Source organism: Companilactobacillus jidongensis (assembly GCF_003946575.1).
GTDB classification, from domain to species: domain Bacteria; phylum Bacillota; class Bacilli; order Lactobacillales; family Lactobacillaceae; genus Companilactobacillus; species Companilactobacillus jidongensis.
Genome location: NZ_RHOP01000012.1, coordinates 24,264 through 42,850 on the forward strand (window position 1 = coordinate 24,264; position 18,587 = coordinate 42,850).

At 35.2% G+C, this 18,587-nt stretch carries 19 protein-coding genes; 17 read left to right on the forward strand and 2 right to left on the reverse strand.

Annotation, left to right across the window (positions count from 1 at the left end):
- Nucleotides 1–67 precede the first annotated feature (67 nt).
- From EKM68_RS08595 to EKM68_RS08655, 14 genes are read left to right on the forward strand one after another with little or no spacing between them, the layout of a single operon-like run.
- A complete protein-coding gene (locus EKM68_RS08595; protein ID WP_155832115.1) occupies nucleotides 68–226 on the forward strand; it encodes a hypothetical protein in 159 nt (52 codons plus the stop codon).
- The gene (locus EKM68_RS08600) at nucleotides 226–5,547 is read left to right on the forward strand and encodes a phage tail tape measure protein (protein WP_125589778.1); all 5,322 of its coding nucleotides are present in this window, start codon (nucleotides 226–228) and stop codon (nucleotides 5,545–5,547) included. The genes EKM68_RS08595 and EKM68_RS08600 overlap by 1 nt, the downstream gene beginning before the upstream one ends.
- Nucleotides 5,540–6,394, forward strand: coding sequence for a phage tail domain-containing protein (locus EKM68_RS08605; RefSeq protein ID WP_125589780.1), 855 nt, complete (start codon nucleotides 5,540–5,542; stop codon nucleotides 6,392–6,394). The genes EKM68_RS08600 and EKM68_RS08605 overlap by 8 nt, the downstream gene beginning before the upstream one ends.
- A complete protein-coding gene (locus tag EKM68_RS08610; protein WP_125589782.1) occupies nucleotides 6,391–8,652 on the forward strand; it encodes a prophage endopeptidase tail family protein in 2,262 nt (753 codons plus the stop codon). Before EKM68_RS08605 ends, EKM68_RS08610 begins: the two co-directional genes overlap by 4 nt.
- Nucleotides 8,652–8,987 carry a hypothetical protein gene (locus tag EKM68_RS08615; RefSeq protein ID WP_125589784.1) on the forward strand — a complete coding sequence of 112 codons (336 nt, stop codon included), beginning with the start codon at nucleotides 8,652–8,654 and terminating at the stop codon, nucleotides 8,985–8,987. Before EKM68_RS08610 ends, EKM68_RS08615 begins: the two co-directional genes overlap by 1 nt.
- Before the next feature lie 4 nt (nucleotides 8,988–8,991).
- Nucleotides 8,992–9,651 carry a hypothetical protein gene (locus EKM68_RS08620; RefSeq protein WP_125589786.1) on the forward strand — a complete coding sequence of 220 codons (660 nt, stop codon included), beginning with the start codon at nucleotides 8,992–8,994 and terminating at the stop codon, nucleotides 9,649–9,651.
- 2 nt (nucleotides 9,652–9,653) lie between these two features.
- Entirely contained in the window at nucleotides 9,654–10,691 is a 1,038-nt protein-coding gene (locus EKM68_RS08625) for a hypothetical protein (protein ID WP_125589788.1), read from the forward strand.
- Nucleotides 10,688–10,960 carry a hypothetical protein gene (locus EKM68_RS08630; protein WP_125589790.1) on the forward strand — a complete coding sequence of 91 codons (273 nt, stop codon included), beginning with the start codon at nucleotides 10,688–10,690 and terminating at the stop codon, nucleotides 10,958–10,960. The genes EKM68_RS08625 and EKM68_RS08630 overlap by 4 nt, the downstream gene beginning before the upstream one ends.
- A 20-nt stretch (nucleotides 10,961–10,980) precedes the next feature.
- Nucleotides 10,981–12,183: a hypothetical protein gene (locus EKM68_RS08635; protein WP_125589792.1), complete on the forward strand. Its 1,203-nt coding sequence runs from the start codon at nucleotides 10,981–10,983 to the stop codon at nucleotides 12,181–12,183.
- A 17-nt stretch (nucleotides 12,184–12,200) separates the two neighbouring features.
- Complete coding sequence (locus tag EKM68_RS08640; RefSeq protein WP_125589794.1) at nucleotides 12,201–12,629, forward strand: hypothetical protein; 429 nt, start codon at nucleotides 12,201–12,203, stop codon at nucleotides 12,627–12,629.
- Nucleotides 12,629–12,760, forward strand: a complete 132-nt coding sequence (locus tag EKM68_RS08645) for an XkdX family protein (protein WP_125589796.1) — start codon at nucleotides 12,629–12,631, stop codon at nucleotides 12,758–12,760. Before EKM68_RS08640 ends, EKM68_RS08645 begins: the two co-directional genes overlap by 1 nt.
- A 42-nt stretch (nucleotides 12,761–12,802) precedes the next feature.
- Nucleotides 12,803–13,108, forward strand: a complete 306-nt coding sequence (locus tag EKM68_RS13580) for a hypothetical protein (RefSeq protein WP_164509402.1) — start codon at nucleotides 12,803–12,805, stop codon at nucleotides 13,106–13,108.
- Nucleotides 13,101–13,325, forward strand: a complete 225-nt coding sequence (locus EKM68_RS13585; protein ID WP_164509403.1) for a phage holin — start codon at nucleotides 13,101–13,103, stop codon at nucleotides 13,323–13,325. Before EKM68_RS13580 ends, EKM68_RS13585 begins: the two co-directional genes overlap by 8 nt.
- Complete coding sequence (locus tag EKM68_RS08655) at nucleotides 13,325–14,449, forward strand: GH25 family lysozyme (RefSeq protein WP_125589800.1); 1,125 nt, start codon at nucleotides 13,325–13,327, stop codon at nucleotides 14,447–14,449. The genes EKM68_RS13585 and EKM68_RS08655 overlap by 1 nt, the downstream gene beginning before the upstream one ends.
- Before the next feature lie 463 nt (nucleotides 14,450–14,912).
- On the opposite strand, the gene EKM68_RS13860 is transcribed toward EKM68_RS08655, so the two are convergent.
- On the reverse strand, nucleotides 14,913–15,053 hold the full coding sequence (locus EKM68_RS13860; protein WP_225422987.1) for a putative holin-like toxin: 141 nt from the start codon (nucleotides 15,051–15,053) through the stop codon (nucleotides 14,913–14,915).
- A 201-nt stretch (nucleotides 15,054–15,254) separates the two neighbouring features.
- Entirely contained in the window at nucleotides 15,255–15,470 is a 216-nt protein-coding gene (locus EKM68_RS08660; RefSeq protein ID WP_125589801.1) for a hypothetical protein, read from the reverse strand.
- Between the two features lie 429 nt (nucleotides 15,471–15,899).
- Here EKM68_RS08660 and EKM68_RS08665 point away from each other — a divergent pair, with 429 nt between their 5' ends.
- The 3 genes from EKM68_RS08665 (at nucleotide 15,900) to EKM68_RS08675 (ending at nucleotide 18,546) form a co-directional block, all read left to right on the forward strand.
- A complete protein-coding gene (locus EKM68_RS08665) occupies nucleotides 15,900–16,118 on the forward strand; it encodes a hypothetical protein (RefSeq protein ID WP_125589803.1) in 219 nt (72 codons plus the stop codon).
- Nucleotides 16,119–16,637: 519 nt separating this feature from the next.
- Nucleotides 16,638–16,955: a carboxymuconolactone decarboxylase family protein gene (locus EKM68_RS08670; RefSeq protein ID WP_125589805.1), complete on the forward strand. Its 318-nt coding sequence runs from the start codon at nucleotides 16,638–16,640 to the stop codon at nucleotides 16,953–16,955.
- Between the two features lie 112 nt (nucleotides 16,956–17,067).
- Complete coding sequence (locus EKM68_RS08675) at nucleotides 17,068–18,546, forward strand: DUF6056 family protein (RefSeq protein WP_125589808.1); 1,479 nt, start codon at nucleotides 17,068–17,070, stop codon at nucleotides 18,544–18,546.
- The last annotated feature ends 41 nt before the right edge of the window (nucleotides 18,547–18,587 follow it).

An 18,587-nucleotide genomic window follows, 5' to 3' on the forward strand; every position in this document is an offset into this window, starting at 1 on the left:
TCCATATATCGTTTATAACGATTTCTTGAATTATGAAAAATCAATTATGCAGGAAACAGGTTGGGATTTGGAAACAATAGAATCCCAGCCATTTTTTGTACTTTCAGAAATTCTTAATGATAAACGTGAGCTACATAACCCTAATAATGATGTTGGTCCATTGAGTTTGACTGATTTCATTCAATCTGGAGGTATTTCATCAATCTATGAGAAAGGAGGTAAATAATGGCAAAAGATATGGAGTTAAATACCGGTATTCATATTGATTCTGTTCAAGCTGAGGGATCCATTCAATCCTTGAGGAATCAGGTCAAAGCTCTAACATCAGAATGGAAAATTAATGAACAGGTTCAGCGTGCTAATGGTGAATATCAATCAGCCTATCAGGTTAAAACTGAGGGCCTAGGACGTGCGATTGAAGGACAACGCAATCTTATCAACAGACTGCAATCAGAGATGGGTAATCTTGATAGAACAACTACTGAAGGCAGTCAGAGATTCTCTCAGTATGGTAATCAGGTAAATACTGCTACTCGTAAATTGAATGACATGATTATGCAACAAGATCGTGCTAAAGGTACTTTGAATCTTTATACAACTGGTATAAAGGAACAAAAGCAAGCAATGGAGAGCGCTAAGAATATCTCTGAATCCTTAGTTCAACGATACAAAGCTGAAGGTCAATCTATAAAAGCATCAGCGACTGAAAGAACAGCACTGAAATCACGTATTCAAGAACTAAACTCCTTATATTCTAAGGAATCTGATGAATTGGAACGTGTTAATACCAAGAGTGGTGCCGCTTCTAAGGAATATTCTTTACAAGCCAAACGAGTCAATGAATTAGGTACTGAAGTTGCTAAGAGTAAAACACGTTATAGAGAACTTGGATCAGAGTTAGGTAGCATGGGTACACATTTTACTGGTATTAGACAAGCTGCAGTTAATTCTAGAACAGCAATTGGCAATATGAATAATAGTATCAAGAATAGCATTGGTCATCTTAGAAATATGGCAATGACAGCGGGAATTGCTGGTGTAGCTGTAGGTGCAATGTTTGTAAGTGGTGCTAAAAAGGCTACTGAATTAGAAAATAGTTATAAGCAAATTACTAACCTTGCAGTAACCGGCGGTGAAAAAATGGCCGAATCTACTCGTAATGTTTCTAAGATGCAAGATGATGGTCAAAGGTATGCTATGAAATATGGTAAATCTCAACAAGAGATTGCTGATGGGTACGAGGATCTAATCAAACGTGGTTATGATACTAAGCAAGCATTAGGCGCTATGAAGTCTGAATTGCAAGCGTCAGTAGCGTCTGGTGATGACTTTGCAGATGTTGTAAAGGTTTCATCTCAAACGTTGGAATCATTTGGTATGCGTACCAATTCCACTAAAGGGATGGTAAAAAATACTAAAGTTGCGGTTAATGATTTAGCATATGCAGCTGATATGACGGCGACAGGATTCAGTGATTTAGGTGTTGGTATGTCATATGTCGGATCTACGGCTCATCAAGCTGGGTTCTCATTATCAGAAACAGCAAGTGCAATGGGGCTTCTTTCAAATAATGGCCTCGAAGCGGACAAATCGGGTACTGGACTACGTAAAGCTATAAATAGTTTGATTTCACCAACGAAAGGTGGAACTGAAGCACTTGAAAAGTTGGGTCTAAGTACTAAAGATTTCACTGATAATCAGGGAAATATGAAGTCTATGACTGACATTTTTGGATTATTACATGACAAAGTGCAAGGAATGGGAAAAAATGAAAAAACTGATATTTTCCACGACTTATTCGGGACGACTGGACAACAAGCTGGTTTAATTCTTGCCGAAAATTCTAAGCAATTGGGTGAATTGAATGCTAAGGTTGCTGATTCTGCTAAAAACGATTATGTAAGTAAGTTAGCAGAGAAGAATAGTCAGACAGGTAAAGTTGCATTGGATAGGTTAAAACAATCTGCTGATGCAATTACAATGACGATTTCAAGTACAGCATTACCAGCAATTACTGAAATTGGCGATCGAATGGCCAAGGCAGCCAGTTCAAAGGATTTTGAGAATTCCATTAAAGGGATTGGAACTTGGGTTGGTCATTTAGCAGATAAAACTGCTGACTTTTTTAAGTATCTTGGACAGCATGGCAATGATCTTCAGGGTATTACTAAATCAGTTGGAACTATCGCTAAAGATATTACAATCGGTGCATGGAACACTTTTTCTGGCACCTTAAAAGTAATTGGCAGCATGTTTGGACTTATTCATGACAATGGTAAAAAGGCTGAAGATCCACTAAAACTGATGAATGAATTTGTTTCAGGAATAGCTAAGCATGAAACAGCTATAAAGGTTGTTGGTGGATTAATTGCCGGTATGTGGGCCACTGATAAAATTGGAAGATTTGCAGTTAAGGTCAATGATATTACTGATGCATTCGGTGGATTGAAAAAGAAAATAACTAATTCAGGCATTGAACAAGCTGCTGCAGAAGTTGGAGAAAAATCAGGTACTTCAATGACGGATGGGATTAATTCTAAATTGGACGGAAGTTCAATTGGTAATAATCTAACATCATTGGGGAATACTTGGGGTGGTAAGTTATCCATAGCTATGGGTGCAGCAATTGCAGGTAAGGATATTTTCGATGCATTGACTACCAAAAGCAAAGGTAAGAAAGTTGAAAGTATTGGTGGTTCAATCGGTACTACCATGGGATTTGGAATAGGCGCAGTTATTGGTGGACCTGCAGGTGCTAGTTTGGGAGCAACAATAGGTGATCAGTTGGGAAAGAGTGCCGCTCCTGCATTTCAAAAGTGGTTGTACCATCCAGATGCCACAGCTAAAAAGGGTACTAACGAATATTATGAGCAGATGGTTAAGTCACGCAAGAAACTTGCTGATCAATATAAGAGTGATATGGCTATGCCAGGTGCTTCTGCGTCAGAACGTTCTGTATATACTAAGAAGTATGAACAAGCTAAAAAGGATGTTGAGAAATACGAAAAGTTAGCTAAACGTGTAAAAAAGACTGATTCTGAAGTGGATAAGCCTACTAAGAAAACAACAACCGCTCAAGCAATTACCAAAGTGGCGACAACTAAGGTATCCAAGAAAGATATTCAAAATGTTAAGGATATGATTCCAGTTATCAAGAACTATGAGGATGCCTTATCTGGATTGAAGAAATTTCTTAAAAAGAATAGTCCCGCTGACGAACTATCCAAAATTGATAAAAGCTTAAATGGTTCATCAAAGAATTGGAGTAAATTATCAAAACCTATTAGTGATATTGGCAAATCATTCAAAACACTGGCTTCGTTCAGCAAGTCGATGAATAAAAATGATGCGTTTGCTCAATTTAATAAGGACTTACCGGAACTAGAAAAAACTTTAAAGAAATCACAATTGACTAAGTACCTTGATAGTATGGATAAGGATCTCAAGAAGAATAAGATAACTAGTACTTTGGACAAGTTAACTAAGAGTCTTGAGAAGGATACAAAGAGTTGGAGTAAATTATCAAAACCGGTTAATCAACTTAGCAACTTATTTAAAACACTTACTTCGTTTGGTAAGTCTATGGAGAAGAAAGATCCATTTGCACAATTCAACAAAGATTTACCAAAGTTGGAAACTACTTTGAAGAATACCAAGGTAACTAAATATCTTGATGATATGGCTAAAGATTTAAAGAAGAATAATTTATCATCAGCCTTTGATAAGTTGACCAAGAGCATTCAAAAGGATACTAAAGATTGGACTAAGTTTGCTAAGCCAATAAAGGATATTCAAAAAGCATTCCAGAATTTGAATAAATTCATGAAGCTATATGGCAAATCTGATCCGTTTGCTAATTTAGATAAGGATTTTCAGAATCTTACTAAAACACTCAATAAGCAGAATATTGGTAAATTGCTCAGTTCTCAGATAACAGAAGCCAATAAGGCAACATCGAAAGTTACATTTGATAAAGATTTTAAGAATGATACTGATGGAATTATTGATGCACTCAAGGACTTCAAATCATCGTTCAATAAGAACTGGAAAGATACTTGGAAGAATACGTCTGAAGGTATGAAAGTTGGGCTCTCAACCGCTGCTAGTACATATAGCAGTAAGATGAGTTCTATTTCTAAAAGAGAGACTAGTTTTACAAGTGATTTTCTAAAAAAATGGAAGAGTTGGTTATCTTCAGTCAAAGGCGATTTCAAAACATCATTTAGTTCACTACCTGGACTTGCAAGTAAATCAATGAGTAAGGTCATTTCCGAAATTAACAAAGGCATTGGTGGAGTTAATTCTGTTATCAGTGCGTTTGGTGGTAAATCATTAAATCTTGCTAAATATGCTGTTGGTACAGCAGGTACTCCTGGAGGATTAGCAGTAGTTGGTGAACAAGGTTATGAACTAGCTTATGACAAGAATAGTGGAATTTATCCAGTAGGTATTAAAGGCGAGGAAATTAGATATTTATCTCCTGAAACATCGATTCTACCTCATCATTTATCTGAGCAATTTATGGGAATGGTAGCCAATCTACCTCATCATGCGACTGGTAAAGGCGATACTCAAAAGACATCTGCTGATATGACTGATTACGTATTTGAACACTTAGATGAATTAAAAAAAGACCCAGTACCATTTTTGAAGAAGCCATTCTTTGAGAAGGCCAGTTTCAGTAGTAATGAGTTTGTTAATCGTTTTGGTACATCACTAGCAAATGGGTTTTTAAAAGCAATTGCTGGACCAGTTAAAAAAGAATTAGAGAATATGGATTTCAGTGGTGCTGGTGGTGCTAGACCGGCTAAAGCATATGGCCCAATGATTCGTGCAGCCGCCGCGTTTATGCATCAAACTATAACTGATTTCAATGTGGATATGATTGAAAGAATCATTGCTAATGAAAGTGGCGGTGATCCTAATATCACTAACAATTGGGATGGTAATGCTAAGGCAGGGCATCCATCAACTGGTATTCTTCAGTATATTTTGCCAACATTTCTTAACTACGCTATGCCTGGACACACCAATATACATAACCCGTTGGATCAACTGATTGCATTATTTAATGATGCAACTTGGAGAACTGACATGGGTATGGGATATAACGGTAAATATGGTGAATGGCGTGGTTCAGCTAGTGGACCATCTGGACCAAGGTTCATGGCTGCAGGTGGTTTTTTGACAAAACCAACTAATATTATTGGTGGTGAAGCCGGCCCTGAAGTAATGATTCCCCTGAATAATAAAATGAGAGCTATACAGATACTTCAGCAAGCCAAGGATACTATTGGTGGTAACGATGAATCATCTAATACAAACTTTAATGTTGATACTGCAAGCATTGAGGAAAATCAAAAGCAACAATTATTGATGACGCAGGTTCAAAATAAATTACTTGGTAAATTATATGAAGCATTATCAAGTAATAGTGGTAGTGATACTAGTTCTCTAAATGATGTTGCAAACATTTTTGACAAGATAGGATTACAAAATCGTAGAATGACTAAATTCCAAGTTAAAGGAGGTACATCACTTGCCTAAAAGATTGAATGGTAGATACCGTCAAGATTCATTGCTATTAAAAAATGATGGTGAAGATGAATTTGAAATAAGTAATTATCAAGGACTACATTTTGCTAGATTAACAGTGAGCTCACCTCAACCTCAAACTAATTTCAAAACAAATACAGGCATTGATGGTCAGATTCAACAAGGACCAATTATCTATGCTTCTCGAACGGCAAAAGCTGATTTTTGGATAGAAGTTTCTGATGGTACAGATTTAGAGAGTAGATTTCATGAGTTTTATAATAAGTTCTTTAATAGAGACTTGGTAAGAGTACGTCAAAGCTATGACATTGGTCGTTGTTTTTACGGAATACCTAAGCCTTTTTCTTATACTGATATTGGATTTTACGATAAATCCTTTTCAGTGGAGTTTGAAATACCAAGTGCTTATATGTACTCGGTCGTTAGATCAACAGATTTTCCAATAGACATTAATAAAGAAGATTTGATCACTGATAATCTAAATTTATCCAGTACTAATATTAGTTACACTCATTACGCAGGTAGTTTCAAAATCTATAATCCTTCTGATTTTGATATACAACCGTATGAGCAGAACCACGAGTTAGATATTCTATTTAAAGGATCAGGAACTCCAATTTTAACCAATAATGATACCAGTGATACATTTCAAATGAATCAAAGTATCTCATCAAATGATTCATTAATTCTTAAAGGGGTTCATCCATTTCTTAATGGTGCAGCGTGTGAAATCAATACAAATCATGGTCATATTAATTTGCAAAAGGGATGGAATAGTTTTAACTTAAGTGGTTTTAATGGCACTGTGACTTTTGACTTTCCATTTATCTACTTATGATTAAGTTTGATAGTTACCGAGTCCAAGATAAAGATGGTGTTTATGATGAAACTTTGACTTGTATTGATCGTGACTCTTTAAGTAATTCCATTGAAATGAATAAATCAGATCAGATTGACTTTACTGCTGTGAATGATGAAAGTATTGGTTATCAGCTGTTACAAAATGAAAATTATATTATTTTTGATGGTCAAAAATATCGTATTAAACAGGCGGAAAAGGATGATGAAGCCTATGATTTGAAACGTACAGTGTCAGCTACTCATATTTGGTTCGATTGCCAGTATGTTTATAATTATGACAAGATTAATGGAACCAAGAAGCTTTCGGCAAGTGACTTAATGAGTTTCATTTTTGATCAGAATGAACTTGGAAATCACGGATTTACTTGGAAAGTTCAGGGAAGTACAGAAACTGCAACTTTTACTGATTATGGTGAAAAATCTGGATTGGAATGTATCAATGATTGTATTGAAAAGTTCAATTTAGTAGTTATTGCTAATAATAAGAATATTACGTTAATTCCATTGGGTAAGTGGCAGCATAAGACTGATAAGTCATTTAGATATATACATGACACGCCTACATTTACGGCTAATATTGATACAACTGAAATTCAGAATATTGCACGGGTATATGGTAAGACTAATGCACCTGTGACATCACCAATCGGAACAGCTGTTGGGACAATCAGCTTTATGAATGGAGCGCCTGTTGTAGATGATCCTAATAAACCGACGAATACTGTTCAGACTTTACCTAATGGAACTAAGTGGGTAATGGATAGCAAAGTGGTTGCAAATGGTGAAACTTGGTACCGGGTTTCTACTAATGGTTGGGTAAATGAAAAATACATTGTGTTTGATAAGAATGGAGATATTCAACCGGAGAATCATATTATTATAGAAGTTACTGGACAAGGAACGATAAAAACTTCTACTGATTCCGATAAAGAAAATACAAGTAGTGGCAATTCCTTGCCTATTGGTAATGCTGTTGGAACCGTAAGTTTTGTTGGTGGAGCACCAGCTTTGAGTGATCCACAGAAGCAAGACTCAATAGTTAATCATTTAGATAATGGAACTACTTGGGCCATTAATAATAAGAGGGTTATTAATGATACAACTTATTACGAGGTTGCCACCAACCAGTGGGTTGATGCTAAATATATTAGTTTTGATAAGGATGGTAATGTTAAACCTGAAGATCACACAATAAATCCAGTAACAGGTCAGGGAACGGTAAAAGCTGAAGAAACAGATAGTAATTCTACTAAGGATTCTGATGACAAGACTGACGAATCTAGTGACGATGACTCTGATACTACAAAATCTGATTCTAGTGATTCCAAAGAGTCAAATATTGTTTATGTTTACGATTCGCCTTTCACACCTCAAAATAAAACTGGGAGAACATTATCTCCTAGTTCACAGTGGAGAGTTAGTGCTTCTGTTAGTGATGGTGCTCAAGGAAAATCTTGGTACAAAGTTGGAACTAATGAATGGGTACCACAAGATCAATTAGACTTTAGCGGTAAGACAGATGTATCACCAGGGGATGTAACACCCACTGAATCAATTATTTATGATTCACCCTGGACTCCTCAACATGAAGTTGGTAGGAAATTATCTGATGGTACTCAATGGAAAATCAATGGTGAGATTACCGATGGTGCTAATGGTAAAACTTGGTATCGAGTGGCAACTAACGAATGGGTCTGTGCTGATAACTTTGTATTTACTGGTGATACTGATGTCGAACCAACCGAGGTAAATAAGGGTGATGACGATGCAGCACCTGATGATCATTCAACAGATTACTTTCAGCCATTTATAATTAGAGATGAAAAGTCTATTAGTGAATGGGGTGAACGTCCTGGACCTGCAATAACCAATAATGATATTGAAGATCCGATAGAAATGAGAAAATATGCGTTGTCTCAAATGAAAACTGAACCAACTGTGGATATTACACTCACTTATTCAGGTGATAACGAATTAAATATCGGTGATATGATTTATTGTGATATTCAACCAGAGAATTTCACTACTTGGGTAACAGTTGTAAGTTCTAAATATAATCCTTTAAGTTATTCAAATAGCTATGAGATTAACCTAAATTCAACTCCTCAGACACTTTCTGACTATGAGTTGTCTATTCAAACATCATTAGCAAATGCAAGATATAACGCAGCCATATCTCTATCCAACGGCTCAATTACCAATCCATGGCTAACAACAAAGGTAGGCGAAGTATAATGATTGATATCAAGAGAATGGCTGATCCAAATGATGGAAAATATTTTTATCCACAGACTCATTATTTAGCGGTGCAAGGATTAACAGGATATGTAAACAGTCTGATGGAAAACAAAACAGAATATGCAAGATATGTTAAAGATTTGAAGTCGATCAATACTCCAGGTCTTTTTTATTTTGATTCTACTACAGCAAATAAGCCTGCAAATATTCCTAAGGGAATTCTACAGGCGATTTTTATTGATGAAGATAACGGAATAATCGAGGTACTGACAACCAATTATTACTTCAATGTAGTAAATGGCGTGGTATCAGATATTCAAGAAAGGATGTGATCAATTGAATTTATCTAAAGAAGTAATTGCATCAGAATTCCCCAATTTAAACGTGAATTCTAAGGACGGCAAGAAAGTTGTTCTTACTTTCAAGAATGGGAAGGACGTTGTGATTGCTAAGGAAAATGATGACGGTGGATATGATTCTGAATTATACGAGTTCAGCAATGTTGACGACAAAGTAGTTTGGCCAGATACGCCTGAGTTGCCTAATAACTTGGCAAAGCTGGATTTGGATTCTTGGAATGGCGTTGTTGATTCCAATGCTCGAGACGATTTGAATAACAATCGCAAGCAGATTCAAACTACTGTTAATTCAATGGTTGGATATGTTATTGAGCAGCGTGATTTCTTTACGAAATTCAAGACGTCATTGAGTGATTTCAAATCATTTATTTTGAAGCTGATCAATGTCAGCGTATCGGAATTTATGCATGAGAATGTTGAGACTAAATATTATTCGAAGACTGAAGTGGATGACAAATTAGATTTTATTCAACGTGAAGTGGATAACATCAATCGTGCCATTGACTACAAACCAGCACCCAATGGTGTATTTCCACCTGGATTCACTGGAGAAAAGGATGTCGATGTCAACGATAATATCAGCGATTCAAATGTTAGTAACAAAGTTGAATCACTTAATACTGAGGAAGGAGATTAAACATGGCAGATATTACAACTGAACCAACTAATAACACTAGCCAAGATGATCTGATGCCACCAACTCATGTACCTGTTGGATCGGATTATGAACAATTAAAAATAGATTTGCCACTAGAGCAGCCTTTGATTTTCTATCTTGATGGATCGAAGGCTTTTTATTTGCCGCATGAAATGACTGATGACGAGAGTACTCATACCTTGCCACAATCAGTTGTAGATACTTTGACGAATAAGCGTATTTTCCAAGAGATATCAATTCGTCAAGGTCAATCGGGGATGTTCCATTCGCCAATTTTGATTTTAACGAAGGATGGTCCTTTGGACATGTCTAACTATCTGGTTAGATTCGAGGGACGCGATGCTAGTGAAGCACCCATCTATTCTGATGAAGGATTTAATCGTATTCAAGCCAATCTAGGTAGAATTGATTGGTCACCTGAAGCAGTAATTGCTCAATCTGCAGGATATTACAAGAATGCTCATTTGGTTATTGAATCAACTGATCGAACCAAGATATTTACTACCTTGGACTTTTCAATCAATATCATTGCAAATGATGTTGCATTGCCACGTATTCTTGCATTCTACTCATCTGAATATCAACGCTTGCTATATCACATTAAGGAAATGCAAACATCTGCTGATCATCAACTTAGTTACTTACTAAATATGTATGCTGCAGTCATTGTCGATTCACTTAACAATGTTCAAAAACAAATGGATGCTGTCAAAGCTGATTTGGATAAGAGTCTTAAAGATGGCAATGACAAGATTGATAATTATGTCGTTGATCAGAATAAGAAGCTCGACGCGACGAATGCGGAGATTACAACAGCACAAGGTAAGATGAATGACCTGGAGACGCAAATGCATGGTGACAACTTAGTTACGCTGGATGGACTATATTCGAACGTTCAAATTGGTATCAATACTGGGGAAATCGATCCGCATGTTAATGACGTTATTTTGGATTCTGATGTTTCATCTAAAGTTGATGATTTAACTAATACTTTGACAGAAGGGACAGATGCTGAATGAATGATCTCCAAAGAGTAGCCAACCTTATAGTTAAAATGCCGATTGGTATCAAGTATCGATTAATTAGTGGTGAATACAAAAAGATAAAAATTGATAAAGATAGTTATCAAGATGTTACAGCTGATTTAGTCAGTTATGAGAGCGCTAAGACGTTGATTCAGAAGTCTATTGACGAAATTGATACATCAGACAGTATCAGTGATTCAGTAGTATCTGACAAAATCGATTCACTGACAACTGAATTAACCACTCAAACAGCAGCATCTTAAATAATAGGAGGTAGATAAATATGGCAGAAAACTGGTTAACAAAAGTAGCTAGAATTGCAATTCGAGCTGCACAAGGTTTGACATGGACCGATAAGAACAATGAAGTTCAAGTTGCTAAACCTGAAGGGAAATCGAATTTGATTAATATTCAAAAGATTGTTGATGGAATTGGTAATGGTGGCGGAGACACAGGCGGTGGCGACAATCCTGACCATCCGTCAGCTGGTGCTGATTATTACGCAGGTAGTTTGGCCGATGGTGAAATCACAGAGAGAGAATTATTGTGGCAAGGCAAGTCTGATCCGACTAAGACTACTAACGTTACATTGTTGAAGGATGTCGGAGCTAAATTTAATTCAGGAGGCGATGGTGCTTTTATCCTTGTCCATTTGTTAAAAACGGTCATGACTGCTGGAGTTAAAGGCGCTACGTCAGAGGTTAAATTGAATTATGACGTTAACAATGTTGCTAAAGACGGATATTTCACTACTACATCATGCTATCCGATTTACATTCATGCATCTGATTTAGCAACTCATCAAGAGTTAGTTGTTCCGTTGAATGGTATTGGCGAGAATTTGAGTGGTGTTAATGTCAAAGCACCAGAATTGCATATTAAATATAATGATGATAAGACTATCGACATAACTAGTGTTACAGGATATGACAATGATGGTGCAGAATCTGGTGCAACTGGTGCTAACTATGATGTTGTTTCCGATTTGATTACAACCTTTTCAACTCAAAATGCGATTGCACAATTACCATCATCAATTAACTTTTTTACGGGATTGTCTAATGATGATATTCCATTGTCCGGAGTATCGGAATATTATGAAAATTCAATGGATGGATTAGAAGTATTTTTTGATGATTATATGTATCAACTTGGAGATAATAATCGGGCACTCAGAACATATTTTGACGTTGTCCCTTCTTTTAGAATTCCAAAAGAGCAATTAGTTATTGGAAATACAATAAATGTCCCATTCAATCAATGGAAAACAGGTTCAACAGTCGAATGGTGGGATAAGGAAAATTCTGGTGGTTGGACTGATAGAGGGCATTCATATCCGCAAAAGGGAAAGAAGAACGGACAGTTTTATGTAAAGATTATGGATAAATCTATAAATGTCTATTGTTCAAGGTTCACAATTGATACTTTGGGTAATTTATTTGAATATATTGCTAAGGTTGACAAAGTTACACCATATAAAATATAAAAATTAGGAGGTAGGATATGAAAATTTCATTAGAATTAGATGACAATCGAAGCATCATTGGTATCAATAATACCAATGAAAATGCTGCGGAAGCACAATCCAAATATGATGGCTGGACACTAGTTGAAAGTGATCCAGCCTTTTCTATCGATAATATGTATTTGTGGACAGTTAGAGATTCGGATAATATTCTGGTTCATTCAGCAACAAATATGACGCCAGCAGAGGAATCGCAACAAAATTTCACAGCGTTAACTATGCAAAATTTAGCAACATCTAAGTCAGTCAAAGAAGTCCAATCAGGTGTTACAGCCCTGACTCAAGCACAATTAGCTGATGCTCAAGATAAAGCTGATCTAAAGAACGGAATGACTGAATTAACTAAGCAATTTGCAGCAATGCAATTACAATTAGCAACATCAACTAAAACTACGGAGGCAGAATAATGGTTAATTTATTAAAGATGGAAATAGGTTGGGGAACACTTAAAGCAGAAGATATCGTAGGCTATGTTCCTATTGTTATTTCAAAAGATGATTACAAAGAGATCACTGGAGAAGATTACGTTGCTAGCTAGTCGAGAGACTAGCTTTTTTTATGCATAGAAAGAGGGTGAATTATGCCACCACATTTTTTAATAATTCATACAATCGAAGATGCTGCTAGTGCTATTTCGATTATTGTGGCAATAGGGACAGCACTGGTATGGGTATTTAATAGATTAGTAATCAAGCCATTATCAGATTCTATGAATCGATTATCTGATGAAATCAAGGATTTCAAGTCTGATTCTAAATTTGAGCATGATGAATTTAGGGGACATCTTGAAGAGCTTGACACTAAGATCCATGAGCATGATGAAGATATTATTTCATTGCAAGAGAAGGTCCATACACTATTTAATAAGGGAGATAAATATGAATAAAAAATTATCATTAGATGTTCACTCAACGGTTTGGTGGGTATCAATTGTTTCGTTGATTGGTGTACTAGCTCAACAGGTTGGACATTTGTTTGGTTGGGAGATCACTGGCGAGCAATTGAATCAAATCATGGCAATTGTTAATACGATTTTATCAATTGGCGGTGCGTTAGGGCTTGTTTATGACACGTCTAAGAAAGAGGATACGGAGGATAAGTAATGAAACGTAAATTAGTTTATATTGTAAGTCTGCTGCTGGCAGGCTTATTTTTTTTCGGTAATCAAGTTGATGCAGCTAATACCGATATGGTTGATGTATCTAATCACAATGGGTATATGACTGCATCGAACTTTGTTGATATGCGCAACAATTACGGTGTTAAATCTGTTGTAACTAAAATCAGTGAGGGTACTTATTATCACGACTATACGGCAGCTAATAACATCTCAACTGCTCAAGCAGCAGGATTGTATATTAATGGATATCACTACGCTAAATATAAGACTGAGGCTCAAGCCATTGCGGAAGCTGACTATGCTGGTACCTTGGCTAAACAAGATGGATTGCCGGTAGGTGCGGTATTGGTAGCTGACGTTGAAGATGGATCACAAGAAGGAATCACAAGAAGTCAGATGGATGCTAATAATGCTGCATTTATGAATCAAATTGCTAAATATGGATATCGTAGTGATGTCTATACGATGGGTTCCTGGATCAACAATAAGTTTCATGTTAAAGATGGAACTGGTTGGGTAGCAAGTTATCCTTATAATGCTGCAGGTAAGAATTGGTATTCTGCTAATAATGGTTGGCAGTGGGGAAGTACCTATCAATTCCAGGGTAGCTATGGGAATTTTGATGTATCTCAACTCTATACGAATTTCTATACTGCTGATCAAACAGCACAAGTTGATCCACGTGCATCAATTAGTAATGTTGTTTCAGTTAAGGGAAATGACTATAAAGCATATGCAACATTTAATAGTAGAGGAATGGCCAATATTGGAACAAATGTCATTTCTGGGTCGGATTGGATTTCAGCAAGTATCATCGCTGTGAATGACCGACCTTACTACGTAATTGGCGTTGACACGTTGATTCCACAGGCAAGTACGACCTTCAAGGATAAGCTAGTCATCAACTATCGATCTGATTATGGTGTTAATGCTTATAACTCAAAAGGACAAGTTATCAAAGATTCTAATCAAACGTTCAAAGGTGGTAGTGAGTGGAAGACTTCAGATAAGTTGACCAATGTTCCTAACATTGGATTGTGTTACAAGGTTGCTACCGATATGTATGTTCCTATTCAATATGCTCAGGGATCAGGTTTTAATGGTTAATGATATTTAAATATTCAAATATGCTAAATTGCTAGTATCAAATTTTTGCTCTAGTTGGTATATTAATTAGGCCTTCTATTTCTTATCTTACTCAATATCTATAAAAAACAGTGGTTTTCCATTCTGAAGGCAAAAAAGATCAACATCATTTATTTGGTGTTGATCTTTTTTATTTTACAAATAATTGTTATTATTTGCTAAATTAATTTGTAGAAGTGGTGGCAACATAAGAAAAACTATATTGTCAAATCACTGATATACCGGTAAATAATGACACATATAGATGTAAATATTACTAATAGTTTTTTGTTATTAATTGTGCAAATAGTTGCGTATGATGTTATACTTTTGTTGTACAAAAAAAGAGAAACGACTGTAACGTTTCTCTTTTGTAATTAGTTGTTTGAACAATGATAGCTTATTTTTATTTATTGTGGTGGTTTAACTTGGCAGAGTTAAATCACTATTTTTTTGAATCTAGACCGTTGATTGCTACAGCTAATCCAATTAGATTGATGATTAATTCACCAAATTGAATCAAGAGCTGTAGAGTATCGTGTACGCTTATGGTAATCCTTTCCGATAATGATGATTTATTATTCAATAATAATCACCCCTTATAGTCCAATTTACCATTGCTTCAAACAATAAATATATTATACATTTTCATACGTGAATGATATATACATAGCTTTATGTGAAACTCAGAGCAAACGGGTGTAAGTACTGGTAAACATGACATTAAGGGTATTATTTTTTTTTTAGGAATTAGCTTATTTTTAGTAAGATTATGATTTAACGTCGTTTAATCTTTAAGTTCATCTATTCTTTTATTAACCATTTCTTGTATTTCAATTAAGTCATTAAGGTATTCATCATAATTTGTAGCGTCTGGTTTAGGATCCTTAGAAATAAAGCTTTTAGCTCTAGCCTTGTGTCTCAAATATCCCAGACGAACCTTATTATTCTCGTCCCATTTTTTGTTGGCTTTGATACGTGCTTCAGTTAACTTTTCTGTCATAATTTTCCTCCTAAATTAAATTCCATAATTTTAATATTATGGAAATGGATGTAATTATTATAAGAATGATCAATAATATTTGAAGTATCCTCTTAGTAGTAAATTTCATAATATCAGAGTAAAGGCATGTTATAATTTGGATACACAAAGCAAGAGGCTTTGCCTCTTACCTTAGTGTCATTACTTGAGCCTTGATGTAATATCAAGTATGTGGTCTATGATTTCCAGGATTACTGCAATTAATCCTAATTTGACTAACAACTTATTTTCATCATGGCTTTTTTGGTGCTTGCCTTTCACTCTTGCCATCTCCTCTCTACACTTATTATAATACACTGGTAACAGTGTATAGTCAAGGAAAATATCAATATAAATGCTGTTTTATCAGTATTTGTATATAGTTGAATATAAATTTAAAGAGGTAATCTTATGAATATAAAACAACTTAAAAAGAAGTATCAAGATCTATATGACGCTGCTGATACTGAGTGTTCTAGAATATCTAAGAAACAAAAGAATGGTGATATACCAGTTCATATGGCAGCTGCTGAAATGTTTACTGTTATGGCTCAAAAGAATATGTATTTTGATTTCCTTTCAGATTTAGATGATTTAGAATTGGATAATAAAAAAACACAGAAATCATAAGATTCCTGTGCAATAAATTTATTTAAAAAGTGTGACGTGTTTTTTCCTATTATATGTGAGCTTCTAAAATGGCACACTTTTGGCACATCGAACGGCCTTAGCCATACAGCACCAACGATGGTTTACCCCGATCACCGGTATTACAAGAGTATAACTCTTAAATAGTCGAAATTATAAAAGTCAGAACACTGATATATCAGTGTTCTGACTTTTTGGTTTGTCCTTCAAATGTCGTAAAAAGATATTTTAAGCACTTATTGGGCACCTTTAACCAGTAACAATCGAACAATCAGATTTATTTTCAAGCAAATAAAAAAGCCGCCTGCTGAGAACAGACGACTCGGTATTACATAGTTGTATTTACGGGACCAATCCGTAAGTACACTTAAGTATAACACATTAATAACGTTTTTCATGTATTAAAAAATAAATGTCGATAACTATTGACTTAAAGTTAACTTCAAGTGCTTTAATATTCTGTGTTAGGAAATATAAACTAATTGGAGGAAACTGTATAATATGAAAAAACAAACTGCAGGACAAGAACAACTTGGAGATTTCGCACCACAATTTGCTAAATTAAATGATGATGTTTTATTTGGTCAAGTATGGAGCAAGGAAAATGAACTATCAGCACATGACAGATCAATGATTACTATTGCAAGTATCATTTCTGCTGGAAATTTGGAACAATTAGATGCTCATTTAAGAATTGGTAAGAAGAATGGTATTACAAAGGAAGAGATTGTGGCTGAAATCACGCACTTATCATTCTATGCTGGATGGCCTAAGGCTTGGTCAGCATTTAACCGTGCAAAAGAAATTTGGACAGATTAATATTTATATTATGAGGTGGCTTAACTTATTGTTAAGTTGCCTTTTTTGTTTCTGCAAATAATCAAGTGCATAGGTTATACTGTAAGAGGTATTTTGATTTTGGAGGAACCTTATGCAAAGTAAAATCAGTAAGGGTTGGGAAAAATTATTTTTCTTGATAGTTTTTATTTATTTCTTTATTTTTAGATTCTTAGTAATACCTTCAGGTGATGATTTTTTCTGGGGTGGAGCTCAAGGTAAATATTTAATGAATCATGGTTTTTATGGACCACAAAAAATTTACGGTGGTAGTAGCAATGGTCGCTGGATCGGTAACATTTCAGAGATTTTTACTGTCCATCATTTATTGATTGCTATGCTGGCATATGCAGTCTTCTGGACGTTATTGATCTGGTGTATTTGGAAGCTGACTGGTAAGTCTAAGCTGGCATTGATACTGAGTGGATTATTTATTTTTACATTTCAAGATGGATATATTAGTACAGTCCTAGCTTGGAATGCGGGTTTTGTAAACTATATTCCACCATTGGCTTTAATGTTGCTATTTTTGACGTTTATCAAGGATTTATATGATGGTAATAAAATATACAATCCAATCATTTTAGCGGTGTGTGCGTTCTTTATGAGTCTTATAGGCGGATTATTCGTGGAACATCTGACTCTTTATCAAATATTTATTGGTGTTGTTGCTATTCTGATCGGTAGATATGTTTATCATGCTAAGTTTGAGTGGTTTGAAGGTAGTTACTTGTTGGGAGCAATTGTTTCAGCAGCGATTATGTTTAGTCATCCAGCTTATCATGAGAAATCAACGTATCGTGATACTAATTTTGATATTCATGGAATTATAAACAATTATTTTTATATAACTCATTATTGGTTTAACACGCTGAACTTGATTGTGAACATTGCATTATTGCTAGCAATTATCATTATTGCTACTAATAAGTTGAAACATACAGGAAAGATGAAGTGGGGGATTAATCTTGTTTCAATATTCTTTATTGTTTACTATTTAGTTATTAACTTTTGGCTGGGTCGTCACAACTATGATCAGTTCTTTATGTATCGTAATTTGAGTACTAAAATTACGTTGATAGATGGTGTAATGACGATTGTGTACTGGTTATTCTTGATTTTTTGCACAATATATCTGTTCAAGCCTAAAAAGAATTATATTTTGTATTTCAGCTTATTCACGTATTTTGCACTGATATCACCATTTATTATTATTATTTCACCAATCAATTCACGTGAATTTTTTACAGCATACGTTTTTCTATATGTCGCAACGATGCTGTATGTATTAAGAGCTGCTAGTTACTTTAGTAAGCCAGCAATTAAGCACCTCAAAACCATTTTGGCTGTCGTCTTAGCGCTTTGTGCAGTCAATGTTGGTTATAAGATGGCTGCTAATTATCATGCTAATATGGTTAGAGTACAGGATGAACGATTCCTATCTGGCCAAGCACAGTTGCCTAATCATGTTCCTTATCGTAAATACGTCTTATCGAATGATGCATTATTGCAACAGTCCTCAACTTATTGGAAGGAATTCTTAAATAAGTCGTGGTTACAAAGATTGCTTTAAATTGGAATCCGCTACAAATCTTGTAGCGGATTTTTTTTAAT

Coding starts and splice junctions, on each gene's coding strand:
- EKM68_RS08600 (WP_125589778.1), top strand. CDS start 226: ATGGCAAAAGATATGGAGTTAAATACCGGTATTCATATTGATTCTGTT.
- EKM68_RS08610 (WP_125589782.1), top strand. CDS start 6,391: ATGATTAAGTTTGATAGTTACCGAGTCCAAGATAAAGATGGTGTTTAT.
- EKM68_RS08615 (WP_125589784.1), top strand. CDS start 8,652: ATGATTGATATCAAGAGAATGGCTGATCCAAATGATGGAAAATATTTT.
- EKM68_RS08625 (WP_125589788.1), top strand. CDS start 9,654: ATGGCAGATATTACAACTGAACCAACTAATAACACTAGCCAAGATGAT.
- EKM68_RS08630 (WP_125589790.1), top strand. CDS start 10,688: ATGAATGATCTCCAAAGAGTAGCCAACCTTATAGTTAAAATGCCGATT.
- EKM68_RS08635 (WP_125589792.1), top strand. CDS start 10,981: ATGGCAGAAAACTGGTTAACAAAAGTAGCTAGAATTGCAATTCGAGCT.
- EKM68_RS08640 (WP_125589794.1), top strand. CDS start 12,201: ATGAAAATTTCATTAGAATTAGATGACAATCGAAGCATCATTGGTATC.
- EKM68_RS08645 (WP_125589796.1), top strand. CDS start 12,629: ATGGTTAATTTATTAAAGATGGAAATAGGTTGGGGAACACTTAAAGCA.
- EKM68_RS13580 (WP_164509402.1), top strand. CDS start 12,803: ATGCCACCACATTTTTTAATAATTCATACAATCGAAGATGCTGCTAGT.
- EKM68_RS13585 (WP_164509403.1), top strand. CDS start 13,101: ATGAATAAAAAATTATCATTAGATGTTCACTCAACGGTTTGGTGGGTA.
- EKM68_RS08655 (WP_125589800.1), top strand. CDS start 13,325: ATGAAACGTAAATTAGTTTATATTGTAAGTCTGCTGCTGGCAGGCTTA.
- EKM68_RS08660 (WP_125589801.1), bottom strand. CDS start 15,470: ATGACAGAAAAGTTAACTGAAGCACGTATCAAAGCCAACAAAAAATGG.
- EKM68_RS08665 (WP_125589803.1), top strand. CDS start 15,900: ATGAATATAAAACAACTTAAAAAGAAGTATCAAGATCTATATGACGCT.
- EKM68_RS08670 (WP_125589805.1), top strand. CDS start 16,638: ATGAAAAAACAAACTGCAGGACAAGAACAACTTGGAGATTTCGCACCA.
- EKM68_RS08675 (WP_125589808.1), top strand. CDS start 17,068: ATGCAAAGTAAAATCAGTAAGGGTTGGGAAAAATTATTTTTCTTGATA.